The organism is Pseudomonas sp. AC193, assembly GCF_979258075.1.
Window position 1 is genome coordinate 4,632,628 of sequence record NZ_OZ409832.1, and the last position, 16,869, is coordinate 4,649,496.

Annotated in this window: 14 protein-coding genes; 10 read left to right on the top strand and 4 right to left on the bottom strand. The window is 59.9% G+C overall.

From position 1 onward, the window contains the following. Positions 1-11: 11 nt before the first annotated feature. From speA to ACZZ0D_RS20930, 4 genes are all read right to left on the bottom strand, one after another. Positions 12-1,925: an arginine decarboxylase gene (gene speA / locus ACZZ0D_RS20915; protein WP_053116910.1), complete on the bottom strand. Its 1,914-nt coding sequence runs from the start codon at positions 1,923-1,925 to the stop codon at positions 12-14. A 219-nt stretch (positions 1,926-2,144) separates the two neighbouring features. Continuing rightward, positions 2,145-2,516, bottom strand: coding sequence for a translation initiation factor Sui1 (locus ACZZ0D_RS20920; RefSeq protein WP_007914613.1), 372 nt, complete (start codon positions 2,514-2,516; stop codon positions 2,145-2,147). 328 nt (positions 2,517-2,844) lie between these two features. Then, positions 2,845-3,402 (bottom strand): NUDIX hydrolase, encoded by a 558-nt coding sequence (locus tag ACZZ0D_RS20925; protein WP_463554182.1) that lies wholly within the window; start codon positions 3,400-3,402, stop codon positions 2,845-2,847. Between the two features lie 3 nt (positions 3,403-3,405). Beyond that, a complete protein-coding gene (locus ACZZ0D_RS20930) occupies positions 3,406-4,473 on the bottom strand; it encodes a DUF2333 family protein (protein ID WP_053116908.1) in 1,068 nt (355 codons plus the stop codon). A gap of 435 nt (positions 4,474-4,908) precedes the next feature. Here ACZZ0D_RS20930 and gcbA point away from each other — a divergent pair, with 435 nt between their 5' ends. The 10 genes from gcbA to purH all read left to right on the top strand — a co-directional run bounded on the left by gcbA (position 4,909) and on the right by purH (position 16,832). Then, positions 4,909-6,579 (top strand): diguanylate cyclase GcbA, encoded by a 1,671-nt coding sequence (gene gcbA / locus ACZZ0D_RS20935; RefSeq protein ID WP_053116907.1) that lies wholly within the window; start codon positions 4,909-4,911, stop codon positions 6,577-6,579. A gap of 51 nt (positions 6,580-6,630) precedes the next feature. Then, complete coding sequence (locus tag ACZZ0D_RS20940; RefSeq protein ID WP_463554183.1) at positions 6,631-8,577, top strand: methyl-accepting chemotaxis protein; 1,947 nt, start codon at positions 6,631-6,633, stop codon at positions 8,575-8,577. A 251-nt stretch (positions 8,578-8,828) separates the two neighbouring features. Next, positions 8,829-9,281 carry a type II 3-dehydroquinate dehydratase gene (gene aroQ, locus ACZZ0D_RS20945; protein ID WP_008078187.1) on the top strand — a complete coding sequence of 151 codons (453 nt, stop codon included), beginning with the start codon at positions 8,829-8,831 and terminating at the stop codon, positions 9,279-9,281. Positions 9,282-9,329: 48 nt separating this feature from the next. After that, complete coding sequence (accB, locus tag ACZZ0D_RS20950; RefSeq protein ID WP_008078186.1) at positions 9,330-9,788, top strand: acetyl-CoA carboxylase biotin carboxyl carrier protein; 459 nt, start codon at positions 9,330-9,332, stop codon at positions 9,786-9,788. A gap of 17 nt (positions 9,789-9,805) precedes the next feature. Next, positions 9,806-11,164 carry an acetyl-CoA carboxylase biotin carboxylase subunit gene (accC, locus tag ACZZ0D_RS20955; protein WP_038360556.1) on the top strand — a complete coding sequence of 453 codons (1,359 nt, stop codon included), beginning with the start codon at positions 9,806-9,808 and terminating at the stop codon, positions 11,162-11,164. 268 nt (positions 11,165-11,432) lie between these two features. Beyond that, on the top strand, positions 11,433-12,311 hold the full coding sequence (gene prmA / locus ACZZ0D_RS20960; protein ID WP_463554184.1) for a 50S ribosomal protein L11 methyltransferase: 879 nt from the start codon (positions 11,433-11,435) through the stop codon (positions 12,309-12,311). A gap of 30 nt (positions 12,312-12,341) precedes the next feature. Beyond that, positions 12,342-13,628: a DUF3426 domain-containing protein gene (locus ACZZ0D_RS20965; protein ID WP_463554185.1), complete on the top strand. Its 1,287-nt coding sequence runs from the start codon at positions 12,342-12,344 to the stop codon at positions 13,626-13,628. Positions 13,629-13,813: 185 nt separating this feature from the next. Beyond that, on the top strand, positions 13,814-14,824 hold the full coding sequence (gene dusB / locus ACZZ0D_RS20970) for a tRNA dihydrouridine synthase DusB (RefSeq protein WP_053116903.1): 1,011 nt from the start codon (positions 13,814-13,816) through the stop codon (positions 14,822-14,824). After that, entirely contained in the window at positions 14,821-15,141 is a 321-nt protein-coding gene (fis, locus tag ACZZ0D_RS20975; protein WP_003221275.1) for a DNA-binding transcriptional regulator Fis, read from the top strand. Before dusB ends, fis begins: the two co-directional genes overlap by 4 nt. Positions 15,142-15,224: 83 nt before the next feature. Then, the gene (gene purH, locus ACZZ0D_RS20980; RefSeq protein WP_463554186.1) at positions 15,225-16,832 is read left to right on the top strand and encodes a bifunctional phosphoribosylaminoimidazolecarboxamide formyltransferase/IMP cyclohydrolase; all 1,608 of its coding nucleotides are present in this window, start codon (positions 15,225-15,227) and stop codon (positions 16,830-16,832) included. Positions 16,833-16,869 lie beyond the last annotated feature (37 nt).

Consider the following 16,869-nt stretch of genomic DNA (forward strand, 5'->3'; position numbering starts at 1 on the left):
ACAACCTGCCGTCAGGAAGACAGGTAGGAGGAGCGGGTCAGACCCAGACGCAAGGCATCGAGGAATTGCGTGCGTTCGCTGGCACTGATGCGGGCACTGGCGCACTTGTCGCGGTAGTGGGTCATCAGTTCTTCCGGCGACAAGTGCACGTAACGCAGCATGTCTTCGATGGTGTCGTGGGTCTCGATGCCGGCGTGGTACACGCTGCCATCGGCGTTCTGGTAGATGTTCACCGAGTCGGTATCACCGAACAGGTTGTGCATGTCGCCAAGGATTTCCTGATAGGCGCCCACGAGGAACACGCCCAGCAGGTAGTCTTCGCCTTCATTCAAACCGTGTACCGGCAGGCTGGTTTCGATGCTCTGCTCGTCGACGTACTGATTGATCTTGCCGTCGGAGTCGCAGGTCAGATCCTGCAGCACGGCACGGCGCAGCGGCTCTTCGTCGAGACGGTGCAACGGGATGATCGGCAGTACCTGATCGATCGCCCAGGTGTCCGGCAGGCTCTGGAACACCGAGAAGTTGCAGATGTACTTGTCGGCCAGTTTGTCGTTGAGCTCGTCGAGCACCTGACGGTGCGAACGCTGACGCGCTTTCAGCGAGTTGTGCAGGCGACGGCACACGGCGAAGTAGCACTGCTCGGCCAGGGCTTTTTCAGCCAGAGTCAGTTTGCCGTCGGCGTACTGCGCGGCCACGTCGCTCATGTAGTGAGTCGCGCGCCAGTAGGTTTCGGTGACCATTTCAATGTCGGTCGGGCCGAGCAGGTCAACCAGCCACTGCACGGTTTCCGGCAGCGCTTCCTTGTTTTCGATCTGCGGGATTTCGTCGTTGTGCTTCTCGACGTCAGTCACCTGCACCACCAGCATTGCGTGGTGCGCGGTCAGCGAGCGGCCGCTCTCGGAGAAGATGTGCGGATGCGGCAGGGCCTGCGCGTCGCAGAATTCCTTGAGCATGCCGACCACAACACCGGCGTAATCGTCCATGTCGTAGTTGATCGAGCTGGCGTTGCGCGAGTGCGTGCCGTCGTAGTCGACGCCCAGACCGCCACCGACGTCGATGTGATCGACTGGCAGACCGAGGTTGCGCAGCTCGCCGTAGTAACGGATCGCTTCTTTGAAACCGTGCTGATAGTCAGCGAGGTTGGCAATCTGCGAACCCATGTGGAAGTGCAGCAGGCGAATGCCCTGATCCAGACCGGCCGCGCGGAAGCGCTCGACCACCGACAGCAGTTGCGCCGCCGACAGACCGAATTTGGATTTCTCGCCACCGGTGTCCGCCCACTTCGACGAGGCCAGCGACGACAGACGCACGCGCAGGCCGACCTGTGGCTTGACCTTCAGCGAGGCGGCTTCTTCGATCACCAGAGCGACTTCGGATTCTTTCTCGATGACGATGAATACGTTGTGGCCAAGCTTCTGACCCATCAGCGCCAGACGAATGAACTCGCGATCCTTGTAACCGTTGCAGACGATGGTGCCGCCCTTCGGCGCCAGCGCCAGCACGGCCAGCAGCTCAGGCTTGGAGCCGGCTTCCAGACCGATGGAGACGTCCTTGGTGGCGATGATGTTCTCGATCACCGCTTCTTGCTGGTTAACCTTGATCGGGTACAGCGCGGTGTACTTGCTCTGGTATTCCAGACGCTCGATGTTCGCATCGAAGGCGCCGGTCAACTGGCGGACACGGTCTTGCAGGATGTCGGGGAAACGAACCAGCAACGGCAAGGACAAACCGCTTTTGCGCAGTTGGTCGACTTGCTCGAACAGGTCGATAGGCGAGCTGCTCGGGCCGTTCGGACGAACTTCGACGCGACCGGCTTCATTGATCGCGAAATACCCGGCCCCCCAATGGCGAATCCCGTAAACACTGCGGCTGTCCGCAACTGTCCATTGGCTGCCATCGTCTTTACGTGTGCGTCGTACGGACATCGAAGTCCCCTATAAAGAAGTCATAGTGCGTCGCCTGAACGCAGGCTGGCGCAGTCTAAAGAATGAAAATGACGATTCGTCAGCGCGGCGGTAGACCGCGCTGACCGCGTGGAGTTTAGAAACCGGTCATGAACAGGCTCTGTGAAAACCATGGAGACGACGCCGGATCTGAATGAATTCAGCGCCGGATCAAGCCGCAGATGGATTTCACAGAGGCTGCTAGCCGCCGGACTTCTTCGCTTTGAAACCGTGCTTGATCAGCTCAGCCAAGAGTAGCTCGACATGATCGCCCTGGATTTCGATGATCCCGTCTTTCAGCGCCCCGCCAGTGCCGCAACGTTTCTTCAACGTTGTCGCCAACTCTTTGAGCGCGTCTTCGGCCAGTGGCACGCCGGTGATGGTGGTCACCGTCTTGCCGCCGCGGCCCTTGCTCTCGCGACGCACGCGGGCAATGCCGTCCCCTGCCGGGATCACGGTTTGTTTGCAGATACAGGCGTCCACCGGCTTACTGCATTCCGGGCAATGACGACCTGCGTCGGTGGAAAATACCAGGCCACCAAGGGCGGCGAAGGATGCGGCTTTTTTGGCCACCGGCAATCCTCTTGGGAGGACAAAGACTGATCGCGACCTTGGGCAAGGTCATCGACCGCGAAGCCCCACTCAGGCAGGGGCAGCGCTACTGCACCGGATATCGATTCCTGGACTGCTCAATTGCTGAAATGTAGGAGCTGCCGAAGGCTGCGATCTTTTGATCTTTTTTAAAGGCCAAGATCAAAAGATCGCAGCCTTCGGCAGCTCCTACAGATTCCCCACAGGCCAGCAGTCAATCAGGCCAACCTCAAACTATTCGGTGCAGCTTGAAAAGGTCGCGCAGTGTAACGGCAAAAAACCCGATTGCTAAGTGCCAATCAGCGCCAATTTATGTGTTCTTTGCGACGTTGCTTTGTTGCGCCTTGAGATAGCGCTTCAACGCGGCCAGCGAGTCCGGGCAGTAAGGCTTTTGCCGGATTTCCTGCATGACCTGCTCGACCGGAATAAAGCGCGCTTCCAGCACCTCTTCCGGCTGCAGTTTCAGCGGGCCGTCCCAGACGGCGGAAAATGCCGAACACCAGAGACGGTTGCCGGTGTCTTCGAAGTAGAAATGATCGTGAGCGGTCAACTCCACGCCGCTGACGCCCAGCTCTTCTTCAAGCTCACGGGCCGCCGACTCGGCGTAAGTCTCGTCTGCCTGCACCATGCCGCCCGCCGCGACATCCCAGTAACCGGGATAAATCGCCTTGCTCAAGGTGCGCCGATGCACGCAAAGCTCACCGGCGGAATTGAACAGCATGATGTAAGTGCCGCGACCGATCAGCCCGCGTTCGCGCAGATCGGCGCGCACCAGAGCGCCGAGCAGGTTGTCCTGCTCGTCGACCCAGGCAATCTGTTCGGCATCGGAGGCGGCACGGTGCGCCGCCTCTTTCGCGCTATCGGACATGACTCATCCCTGATTAAGCAGTTGACGCAGATCGATCACAGCAGCGTTCGCACGGGAAATATAGTTGGCCATGACCAGCGAGTGGTTGGCCAAAACGCCGAAGCCGCTACCGTTAAGAATCATAGGACTCCACACCGGTTCCTGCGAGGCTTCCAGTTCACGAATGATCTGACGCACGCTGACGGTGGCGTTCTTCTTCGCCAGTACATCGGCGAAGTCGACTTCGATAGCGCGCAGCAAGTGCGACAGCGCCCACGCCTGACCGCGTGCTTCGTAGAAGACGTTGTCGATCTGCATCCACGGCGTCTCGACGATTTCCTCATCGACCTGCGGCACTTCACCCACCGCCGGGGTTTCGGTTTTCAGCGCGGTGTTCAGCTTGACCCGACCGACACTGGCCGACAGACGTTGCGACAGCGAACCCAGACGGGTGCCGACATCGCCCAGCCAGTTGTTCAGGTTGTCAGCACGCGCATAAAACAGTGCGTTTTTCTGGCTCGGATCCGACAGACGCGCCTGATAACGGCTCAGCGAGTTGATGCCTTCCTGATATTCGGATTCGCTGGAAGGCAGAACCCAGCTCTTGTTGTCGAAGTTGAAACGCGGCTCGGCCTTGGCCAGATCAGCGTCTTCGGCAGACTGCGATTGCGAACGGGCGAAGTCTTTACGCAGGGCGCGGGTCAGGTCACGCACCTGAACCAGCACGCCGTATTCCCAGCTCGGCGTGTTGTCCATCCACAGGCCTGGCGGGAAGCGGTCGTTGGAAATGTAGCCGCCCGGTTTGTTGAGCAACGTGCCGGCGACGGTCTTCAGGGTTTCGACCGTGGTGTAGCCGATGACCATTTGCTTGCCTTCTTTCTCGGCAGCCACTTGCGCGTTTTGAGCGACCGGAAACAGCGCCGGCTCCTGGCTCCAGTACCAGCCGAGGCCGATGGTCACCAGCAGATAAATGCCGATCAGTGTGGCCAATGCGCGGCTGAACAGCAGCCCGCCAACATAGCTGCGGGTAGCCGACTTGGGCTCGGCGGCACGTTCAGGCGCGCTGCCCGCGCGGTTTTTCCAGTCCAGCATGGCGATATCCTTTCAATCACTTGGGTTCAACGGTTCGACCACAACCATACAACAACGTGCCAGAGCCGGGCACCCGCGCGTAAAGATAAGCCGCAAATCATGCGGGCGAATGACGCTTCGCGCCGATCTAAGGGTTTCCCTGATACCCGAGCGCCCTTCACACGCATGCAGGCGCTTGAAAACAATCGAAAAGCGCATTCACCGCGATGATAAAAGCGTGGGCAAAAAACCCATCCGAAAATCACCCTGCCTCTATAACGCCCCCAGATCACGGGGACTTCACCGACGAGCAGGTCGAAAACAAAACCGATCGGTCAGAAACTGAATGATGACGCATTGCAGATTATTGCAGTACGACGCTCGTGTAAGGGAAAAGAGGTGCTAGCATAGAGCCACCAGTCGCCCTCAGCATGCAGCCTAACTAGTAGTCAGGATATGACCGAGCCAGAAGACCCCAGCCGTGAGCGTCTCAAGCACCACTTTGCCCAGCGGGTAATTCATCAGGCACGTCAGATTCTTGAGATATGGCAGCGCCTGCAACGCAGTGAGTGGTCAACCGTCGACCTCGCCGAACTGAGCGAGGCGAACTTGCGCCTGCTGCGTTTTGCCGAGCGCTTCGAACAGCCCGAACACACGCAACTGGCGCACCACATCAGTCAATCGCTGCAAGCAGTGGATGCCAATCGCGGCCGTCTCAGCAGTGGTCTGATCACCGACCTCAATCGTTTGATGCAGCGTTTGTCGCGCACCGGCCTGCGTCATGGCGATCAACTCGACCAGACCTTCCTGCCGCCGCTGCGCAAGCCGATCTACGTGATGCTGCAGGATCACGACCGCGCCGAACGACTGGCCAAACAACTGGAATTTTTCGGTCTCAGCGCCCAGGCGCTGGACAGCGTGGCAGCCTTTCGTTCGTCGATGGTCGAGCGCTTGCCCGCCGCCATCGTCATGGACGTGGACTTCAGCGGGGCCGGCATCGGCCTGAAACTCGCCGCCGAAGCGCAAGTCGGTCTGGATGAACCGCTGCCGCTGTTGTTCTTCAGCCTGCACGAAACCGACACCCCTACCCGTCTCGCCGCCGTGCGCGCCGGCGGCCAGGAATTCCTCACCGGCACCCTCGAAGCGTCGAGCCTGCTGGAGAAGATCGAAGTTCTCACCTGCGTCGCCCAATACGAACCTTATAAAGTGCTGATCATCGACGACTCGCGTGCGCAAGCCCTGCACACCGAGCGCCTGCTCAACAGCGCCGGCATCGTCACGCGCACGCTGATCGAACCGATTCAGGCGATGGCCGAACTGGCCGATTTCCAGCCGGATCTGATCATCCTCGACATGTACATGCCGGCCTGCACCGGCACCGAGCTGGCTAAGGTGATTCGCCACAACGACCGTTATGTCAGCGTGCCGATCATCTATCTGTCGGCCGAGGACGATCTGGACAAACAGCTCGACGCGATGAGCGAGGGCGGCGATGACTTCCTGACCAAGCCGATCAAGCCGCGCCACCTGATCACCACCGTGCGCAACCGCGCCGCCCGTGCGCGCAATCTGAAAGCACGGATGGTGCGCGACAGCCTCACCGGTTTGTACAACCACACGCACATTCTGCAATTGCTCGAAGACTGCTCGTTCCGCGCCCGCCGCGAGAGCAAGCCGCTGAGCTTTGCGATGCTCGACATCGACCACTTCAAACGGGTCAACGACAGCCACGGCCACCCAATGGGCGACCGCGTGATCAAGAGCCTCGCACTGTTCCTCAAGCAGCGTCTGCGCAAGACCGATTTCATCGGCCGTTACGGCGGCGAAGAGTTCGCCATCGTCATGCCCGACACCGATATAGAGGCTGCGCACAAAGTGCTCGACGAAATTCGTCAGCGCTTCGCCGAGATTCATTACCCGGCGCAACCGCAGGATTTGTGGTGCACCTTCAGCGCCGGCGTGGTGGAAATGCACGACGACTGCGACAGCCTGATGATGGCCAGCCAGGCCGACGAAGCGCTGTACCGCGCCAAGGGTGCCGGACGCAATCGCGTGCAGTCGGCGCGGGAATCAAAGCAAAGTGCCACCTTTTCATCAGATTCCACTGATTCGGTCATAACCCTGTAACAGAACCGCAATAAATTCAGGCGCTTACCATTTCTGCCGTTGGTAGCCGTCATGCGCCTGAAGTTGCTCACCAATCTCAATACCCTGCTGCTGGTCGCCGTGTGTGTCGCACTCGGCGCCACGCTGTGGTGGTCGCAAAAAGCCCTCGAACGCCCGTATCTATTGATGGAGCGGTATCTGGGGTTGTCACAGCAATTTCAGAACGAGGTGGCGCGCAACGTCGAGGACTACCTCGCCAGCGGCGACGCCTTGCGCCTGAGCGCTGCCAGTCAGGCCATTGATGGCTTGCACAAAGAACTCGGCGAACTGCCGCCGGCGCTGGCCGATACGCTGCGCCCGAGCCTGTCGGAGCTGGATGAATTCAGCAAAACCGATCTGCTCGCCGCCGGCAAACTGGCCGGTGATCCGCAGGCGCTGCTGTTGCAGGCCGAACGCGAACTGAGCGCCAGCCTTGATCAACTCAGCACCTACGCCAACGGCAACTTGGATTACCTGACGCCGCTGCTTGCCGCCTCGCAACATCTCGGCAAATTGTCGCTGGCGCGGGACAAACTGGTCAGCAGCGGTCGCAGTGAATTGGCGGCGGACGTTGAGCGTGAAGTCAGCAATATCAGCACGCAGGCGCAAGCGATTGATGCCCTGCCCTTGCTCGGCGTGGTTGCGAAAAGTGAATCCGGCAGCGACGATTTCGCCGCGATGATGGGCATCGAGAACACTGAAAAAGCCGTCGCCGAAGATGCTGGCGTCGGCCTCAAACGCGAACTCAACAGCCTGCTCGGTCGTTATCCGGCAGAGCTGGCGCGCACCCGCGAGCAGATCCAGAAGCGCAGCGATCTCAGCGCCGCCACCCACCAGAAAATCGCCGCCGTGCAGCAGGCCATCGCCGGACTTGAGCCGGTGGTGCGTGCGCAACATGGGCAGATTCAGGGTGAAGTGCGCCTGATGCAGGGCGTGATGATCGGCCTGATTCTGTTGATCGCGCTGCTGATCGACACCTTGCAGCGCCGACTCTCGCGCACCCTGACCAACCTCGCTCCAGCGCTGTCGACCTGGGCTGAAGGCGATTTCAGCCGCGACATTCATCTGGGCAAAACCAACCGCGAACTGCATGACATCGAGGCTTCGCTCAATCGCTTGCGCGCCTATCTGGTCGATCTGGTCGGGACGATTCGCGGCAACGCCGAGCAGGTCGCGGGCAGCAGCCGCACCCTCGCCGAGCTGAGCAACGATTTGCACAGCGGCGCCGAGCATCAGGCCGGCGACACCGCGTTGATCCGCGATTCCCTCGGCGAACTGGAGGCGACCATTCAACAAGTGGCCGGTGACGCGCGACAGGCAGCCGATGCCAGCCGTCATGCCGGACTGGCCGTCGAACATGGCCAAACCGTGATTGGCCAGAGCCTGACCGGGCTGCACGCCTTGGTCGGTGAAGTGCAAGGTAATGCGCAGATGATTGAGCATCTGGCTGAGGAGTCAGCGACCATTGGCGGCGTGTTGACGGTGATTCGCTCGATTGCCGATCAGACCAATTTGCTCGCGCTGAACGCGGCGATTGAAGCGGCGCGGGCTGGGGAAATGGGTCGTGGTTTTGCAGTGGTCGCCGAGGAAGTGCGTTCGCTGGCGCAGCGGACAGCCGGGGCCACGGCGGAGATTCAGACGTTGATTGCCGGCCTGCAAACGGCGGCGCGGCAATCGGTCGAAGGCATGCGCGCGCAGGTCGAACACGCCGAAGCCACGGCCAGTCAGGCACAAGCAGCGGACGGGGCGCTGGATAAAATTGTTGGCGCGATCCAGACGATTTCCGACACGGCAGTGCGCATTGCCGACGTGACGGCGCAGCAGAGTGGCGCGGTCAGCGAGATTCGCGACCACAGTGAGCGAATTCATCAGTTGGGTGGGGATAACCTGGTGCGGATCGGTCGTGGGCGCGAACAAGGCGAGAACTTGCTGGTATTAGGCGGGCAATTGCATACAGCCGTGCAGGCCTTTCGCGTCTGATAAACCGCTATCGCGAGCAGGCTCACTCCTACAGGGGAACGCATTTCAACTGTAGGAGTGAGCCTGCTCGCGATAGCGTCATTCGTATCACCGCATATCTTGCGGAATGACCGGATCTAATCACTCGGTCACATATTTTGCGCAAACATCGCCCATCGTGCTGGCTATTGCATAGAACTGGACAGTCACAAAGTCTTTGCGGCATAGTCGCCGGGTTCTGAACATTGCTCACCCATAACAAGGACACGCAGATGGCAACGCTACTGGTGCTGCACGGCCCCAACCTGAACCTGCTCGGCACCCGCGAACCCGGTACTTACGGTTCAACGACCCTGGCGCAGATCAATCAGGATCTGGAGCGCCGCGCCCGTGAAGCCGGCCACCATCTGCTGTATCTGCAAAGCAATGCCGAGTACGAATTGATCGACCGGATCCACGCCGCGCGCGGCGAAGGTGTGGATTTCATCCTGATCAATCCAGCAGCTTTTACACACACAAGTGTCGCATTACGTGACGCGCTGCTGGGAGTGAGCATCCCATTCATCGAAGTGCATTTGTCCAACGTGCACAAACGCGAACCTTTCCGCCATCACTCTTACTTCTCCGACGTAGCGGTGGGAGTGATCTGCGGCCTTGGCGCCAGCGGTTACCGACTGGCCCTGGAGGCTGCACTAGAACAGCTTGAAACACCGGCAACGACTTGAAATACAAGCGTTAAGCGCCCCTGACCGACCCTTGGGAGTTGATGATTCATGGATATCCGTAAAGTTAAGAAATTGATCGAATTGCTGGAAGAGTCCGGCATCGACGAGCTCGAGATCAAGGAAGGCGAAGAGTCCGTACGCATCAGCCGTCACAGCAAAACCCCGGCTCAGCAGTATTACGCGCCGGCTCCGATGCAAGCACCGGCTGCCGCACCTGTTGCTGCTCCGGTAGCGGCTGCAGCCCCGGTTGCCGCTGCTGCGCCAGCGCTGAACGGCACTGTTGCCCGTTCGCCGATGGTCGGCACCTTCTACCGTAAATCTTCGCCAGCCTCGCCAGCCTTCGTTGAAGTCGGCCAGACCGTGAAGAAAGGCGACACTCTGTGCATCGTCGAAGCCATGAAGATGATGAACCACATCGAAGCTGAAACCAGCGGTGTGATCGAGTCCATCCTCGTCGAAGACGGCCAGCCGGTTGAGTACGACCAACCGCTGTTCACCATCGTTTGAACTGCGGAGAGCCTTTGATGACTGCGAAGTTGGAAAAAGTTCTGATCGCGAACCGCGGTGAGATCGCCCTGCGGATTCTGCGTGCCTGCAAAGAGATGGGCATCAAGACCGTCGCCGTTTACTCCAAGGCCGACAAAGAGCTGATGCACCTGGGTCTGGCAGACGAATCCGTCTGCATCGGCCCGGCGTCTGCCGCTCAGTCCTACCTGCACATCCCGGCCATCATCGCTGCCGCTGAAGTGACTGGCGCTACCGCCATTCACCCAGGCTACGGCTTCCTCGCGGAAAACGCCGATTTTGCCGAGCAAGTCGAGAACTCCGGCTTCGCTTTCATCGGCCCGAAAGCCGAGACCATTCGCCTGATGGGCGACAAGGTTTCGGCCAAGCACGCGATGATCGAAGCGGGCGTACCGACCGTTCCAGGTTCCGACGGCCCTCTGCCGGAAGACGAAGAAACGGCGCTGCGCATTGGTCGTGAAGTCGGCTACCCGGTGATCATCAAAGCCGCTGGCGGCGGTGGTGGTCGCGGCATGCGCGTTGTGCACAAGGAAGAAGACCTGATCGCCTTCGCCAAACTGACCCGCACCGAAGCTGGCGCGGCGTTCGGCAACCCGATGGTGTATCTGGAAAAATTCCTGACCAACCCGCGCCACGTCGAAGTTCAGGTGCTGTCCGACGGCCAGGGTCATGCGATCCACCTGGGCGACCGCGATTGCTCGCTGCAACGTCGTCACCAGAAAGTTCTCGAAGAAGCGCCGGCACCGGGCATCGACGAGAAGGCTCGCGAAGAAGTACTGGCTCGCTGCGTCAAGGCGTGCATCGACATCGGTTACCGCGGCGCGGGTACTTTCGAGTTCCTGTACGAGAACGGTCGTTTCTACTTCATCGAAATGAACACCCGTGTTCAGGTGGAGCACCCGGTTTCGGAAATGGTCACCGGCATCGACATCGTCAAGGAGATGCTCAGCATCGCCGCTGGCAACAAGCTGTCGTTCACTCAGGATGATGTGGTAATCCGCGGTCACTCGCTGGAATGCCGGATCAACGCTGAAGACCCGAAAACCTTCATGCCGAGCCCGGGTACGGTCAAGCATTTCCACGCTCCAGGCGGCAACGGCGTTCGCGTCGATTCGCACCTGTACAGTGGCTATGCCGTTCCGCCGAACTACGACTCGCTGATCGGCAAGCTGATCACTTACGGCGCGACCCGCGACGAAGCCATGGCCCGCATGCGCAATGCCCTGGACGAAATCGTGGTTGACGGGATCAAGACCAACATCCCGCTGCACCGTGATCTGGTTCGTGACGAAGGCTTCTGCAAGGGCGGTGTGAACATTCACTACCTCGAACACAAGCTGGCTGGCGAGAAGCACTAAGCTTCAGCCCGCACCAGACAAAGCCGCCTTCGGGCGGCTTTGTTGTTTCTGCAGATTGCATAAATCCCTGTAGGAGTGAGCCTGCTCGCGATGAGGCCGGCACATTCAGCATTTATGTTGACGGCAACATCGCCATCGCGAGCAGGCTCACTCCTACAAGGGATTGGCGCTACAAATCCAGCTCCCACAAACCGCCTGCGCTCGCGTAAACTTGCGCGCTTCTCGCCGGCCGCTAGGCTGCAATCAATATTTTTCAAAGGTGCCCGCCATGCCTTGGCTGCAAGTACGTCTCGCCATCAGCCCGGAACAAGCCGAAACCTACGAAGACGCTTTCCTTGAAGTGGGCGCCGTGTCGGTGACCTTCATGGACGCCGAAGATCAGCCGATCTTCGAACCGGAACTCAATACCACCCCGCTGTGGGCACACACGCATCTGTTGGCGCTGTTCGAAGGCGGCACCGAACCGGCACCGGTTCTGGCCCATCTCGAACTGCTGACCGGCAGCCCGCTGCCCGAGCATCACAGCGAAGTCATCGAAGATCAGGATTGGGAACGCAGCTGGATGGACGGTTTTGAGCCGATGCGTTTCGGTCAGCGTCTGTGGATTGTGCCGAGCTGGCACGCCGCGCCGGAGCCTGATGCGGTCAACCTGCTGCTCGATCCGGGTTTGGCCTTCGGCACTGGCACGCACCCGACCACCGCACTGTGCCTGGAATGGCTCGACGGTCAGGATCTGAAAGACTGCAACGTGCTCGATTTTGGCTGCGGCTCGGGGATTCTGGCCATCGCCGCGCTGCTGCTCGGCGCGAAAGAAGCGGTCGGCACCGACATCGATGTGCAGGCGCTGGAAGCGTCGCGCGACAACGCCGGGCGCAACAACATCGCTGATGAATTGTTCCCGCTGTACCTGCCGGAAGATCTGCCGCAGATTCAAGCCGATGTGCTGGTCGCCAATATTCTCGCCGGCCCGCTGGTTTCGCTGGCGCCGCAACTGTCCAGCCTGGTGAAATCCGGTGGCCGTCTGGCGTTGTCGGGCATTCTTGCCGAGCAAGGTGATGAAGTCGCCGCCGCTTACGCGCAGGATTTCGACCTCGACCCGATCGCCAATCGCGATGGCTGGGTGCGCATCACCGGCCGTCGGCGCTAATATGACCGCCTGCACAATCCGGATCGCCGCATGACCGACAGCTTCGTCACCCAGTGCCCGCATTGCCAAACCAGTTTCCGTGTCAGCCATGCTCAATTGAGCGTGGCCCGCGGGGTGGTTCGCTGCGGCTCTTGTCTGCAAGTGTTCAACGCGGCCAAACAGCTGCTGGAACAACACGCCGGCAAGGATGCGGTGACGCCGGTCGCGCCATCGATTGTCGAGCCCGCGCCGATTGTCGAGGCCGCGCCCGTTATCGAGCCACCGCCCATCATCGAGCCGCCCGCACCGCGCGCCATCAGCCAAAAACAGTGGAGCGCGTCGGAGCTTGATCTCGACAGCCTCGATCTGGACGAAGAACTTGCCCGCCTCGAACAACGGGAAATCCAGCCGACCACCGAATTCGGTCGTCAACGCGAAGATTCCCTGAGCGCCCGCCGCGACAGCCCTGAGCCGGATGAAACGGTCTGGCGCGATACTCTGTTCAGCGAACGCGCCGATGAGCACGCCGCCGAACACGAAGAGCACGAAGAACACGAGCCAGAAACCGTCGACATCGAGCCGGTGAAATCCGCGCGCACCGAGCCTTCGTTGTCGCTCGAACCGGCGGATCTCGACGACGAGCCGGCCATCCCGCAATTGCGCCTGCACGACCCGATCGATCCGAACGCCCGTCGCGAACGCTTTTCCGCCAGCGACGACAGCGAAGACGACGACCTGCCAACGATCACCCCGTTGCGCAAAAAGCGTGACCGCGCAGACCCCGGCGTGCGCGCCGAAGTCCTGCAGGATCTGACTGACGACCCGCTGCAACTCGACTGGCAGAAGCGCCGCTCGCCGTGGGGCCGGCGCATGCTTTGGCTGTTGTTGGTGCTGCTGGCGGCGAGCGGTCTCGGCGCGCAGTACGTTGCTTACCATTTCGACGAACTGGCGCGGCAGGATCAATACCGGCCATGGTTCCAGGAGATCTGCCCGCAGATCGGCTGCACCGTGCCGTCGAAAGTCGACATTGCCCGCATCAAAAGCAGCAATCTGGTGGTGCGCAGCCATCCGGAGTTCAGCGGTGCCTTGGTGGTCGACGCGATCATCTATAACCGCGCGACATTCTCGCAGCCGTTTCCGCTGCTGGAACTGCGTTTCGCCGACCTCAACGGTCACTTGATTGCCAGTCGTCGGTTCAAACCCGGCGAATACCTGAGCGGCGATCTCGAAGGATTGGCGGAAATGCCACCACAGACGCCGATCCACATTGCGCTGGATATTCTCGATCCAGGCCCGAAAGCGGTGAATTACAGCCTGAGTTTTCACTCGCCCGAGTGAATCGCTTCACCGTTTCTCGATTGACGGCAGTTTTCTGACTGAGCGGCGGGCAACCAAACCGCTGGCAATAACAGAATAACTGTTCAGATTTTGTTCAATTCAGCCTTTATCCAGTCATCGAGAGCGGGTATCATGCCAACCCTTTTTCGAACTCTCATGATCCGGCCCCACTTCAGGGAAGTCCTATGTCGGCGGTACGCATCGGCCCATACATATTGCAGAACGGCTTGATTCTCGCCCCGATGGCGGGCGTCACCGATCAGCCCTTTCGTCAGCTGTGCAAGCGTTTGGGCGCAGGGCTTGTAGTCTCGGAAATGGTCACCAGCGACATGAGCTTGTGGAACACCCGCAAGTCGCGCATGCGCATGATCCACGAAGGCGATCCCGAGCCACGCTCGGTACAGATTGCCGGTGGTGACGCGCAGATGCTGGCGGATGCAGCCCGGGCCAACGTTGAGCTGGGCGCACAGATTATTGATATCAACATGGGTTGCCCGGCAAAGAAGGTCTGCAACAAGGCCGCCGGTTCCGCGTTGTTGAAAGATGAAGCACTGGTGACCGAGATCCTGCAGGCCGTTGTGGCTGCGGTTGATGTGCCGGTCACCCTGAAGATCCGCACCGGTTGGGATCGCGACAACAAGAACGGTCTGACCGTGGCGAAGATCGCCGAGCAGGCCGGGATCACCGCGCTGGCAGTGCATGGCCGCACTCGCGCCGATCTGTACAAAGGTGAAGCCGAATACGACACGATTGCCGCGATCAAGCAGGCCGTGTCGATTCCGGTGTTTGCCAATGGCGATATCGATTCGCCGGAGAAGGCCCGTTACGTGCTCGACGCGACCGGAGCCGATGGCCTGTTGGTAGGCCGCGCCGCCCAAGGGCGGCCATGGATTTTTCGCGAGATCGATCATTACCTGCGCACGGGCGAGAAATTGCCGGCGCCGCAGTTGATCGAAGTGGAACACATACTGCTAGAGCATCTGGCCGCACTTCACGCTTTCTATGGGGATGTGATGGGCGTGCGAATTGCTCGGAAGCATGTGGGCTGGTATCTCGCAACCTTGCCGGGCGCCAAGGAGTTTCGCGCCCACTTCAATCGTTTGGATGGTACGGAAACACAATGCGCCAATGTTCGGGAGTTCTTCGCCGAGCATTACAAGAGCCTGACAGGGGACGAAGAAGGGGTGGCCGCATGACGATGATGACCGAGACTTTAGTGAGTGGAACAGCACCCGTGAGCGACAACGTGAATTTGAAACAGCACCTCAATACCCCGAGCGAAGAAGGTCAGACCCTTCGCGGGAGTGTCGAGAAGGCGCTGCACAATTATTTCGCCCACCTTGAGGGCGCGTCCGTCACGGATGTGTACAACCTGGTGCTCTCCGAAGTCGAGGCGCCCCTGCTCGAAAGCGTGATGAACTACGTCAAGGGCAACCAGACCAAGGCCAGCGAGCTGCTCGGTCTCAACCGAGGCACGCTGCGCAAGAAACTCAAGCAGTACGATCTGCTGTAAGCATTCAATCAAACCAGAAAGGCGCCCGCGTAAAAAACGGTCGCCTTTTTTGCTGACTTCCTTTGCTTTTGATGGAAATTGAGATGACCGACCAGACTACCCGCCTGCCGATCCGCCGCGCCTTGATCAGCGTTTCCGACAAGACCGGGATCCTCGAATTCGCCAAGGAGCTTGAAGCTCTGGGCGTCGAGATCCTCTCCACCGGCGGAACGTTCAAGCTGCTGCGCGACAACGGTGTTGCCGCAGTGGAAGTCGCGGATTACACCGGTTTCGCCGAGATGATGGACGGTCGGGTGAAAACCCTGCACCCGAAAATCCACGGCGGCATCCTCGGTCGTCGTGGTATCGATGACGCGATCATGAACGAGCACGGCATCAAGCCGATCGATCTGGTTGCCGTTAACCTCTACCCGTTCGAAGCCACCATCAGCAAGCCAGGTTGCGACCTGCCGACCGCGATCGAAAACATCGATATCGGCGGCCCGACCATGGTGCGTTCGGCAGCGAAAAATCATAAAGACGTGGCCATCGTGGTGAATGCCAGCGATTACGCCAGCGTACTGGAAGGTCTGAAAGCCGGTGGCCTGACCTACGCTCAGCGCTTCGACCTGATGCTCAAGGCATTCGAACACACCGCTGCCTACGACGGCATGATCGCCAACTACATGGGCACCGTGAATCAGGCCGCTGAAACCCTGAGCACTGAAGGTCGCAGCGAATTCCCGCGCACCTTCAACAGCCAGTTCATCAAGGCCCAGGAAATGCGCTACGGCGAGAACCCGCACCAGAGCGCGGCGTTCTATGTTGAAGCCAAGCCTGCCGAAGTCGGCATCGCCACCGCGACCCAACTGCAAGGTAAAGAACTCTCGTACAACAACGTGGCCGACACCGACGCCGCGCTGGAATGCGTGAAGAGCTTCGTCAAGCCAGCCTGCGTCATCGTCAAGCACGCCAACCCGTGCGGTGTTGCGGTGAGCCCGGACGCTGAAGGCGGCATTCGTCAGGCCTACGAACTGGCCTACGCCACCGACACCGAGTCGGCGTTCGGCGGCATCATCGCCTTCAACCGTGAACTGGATGCCGAGACCGCCAAAGCGATCGTCGAGCGTCAGTTCGTTGAAGTGATCATCGCCCCAAGCGTCAGCGAAGAAGCCCGCGCGATTGTCGCGGCCAAAGCTAACGTGCGCCTGCTGGCCTGCGGCGAGTGGTCGGCTGACCGCGCTGCAGCGTGGGACTACAAGCGCGTCAACGGCGGCCTGCTGGTACAGAGCCGCGACATCGGCATGATCAGCGCCGATGACCTGAAAGTCGTGACCAAACGTGCGCCGACCGAGCAGGAAATCCACGACCTGATCTTCGCCTGGAAAGTTGCCAAATACGTTAAATCCAACGCCATCGTCTACGCCAAGAACCGTCAGACCATCGGTGTCGGCGCTGGCCAGATGAGCCGCGTAAACTCGGCGCGTATCGCTGCGATCAAAGCTGAGCACGCTGGTCTGCAAGTCGCCGGTTCGGTGATGGCCTCGGACGCGTTCTTCCCGTTCCGCGACGGTCTGGATAACGCAGCCAAAGTCGGTATCACTGCGGTGATCCAGCCGGGCGGCTCGATGCGTGATGCTGAAGTGATTGCCGCCGCTGACGAAGCCGGCATCGCCATGGTGTTCACCGGCATGCGCCACTTCCGTCACTGAAATACGGCAGCTACAAGTCTCAAGCTGCAAGCTGCAA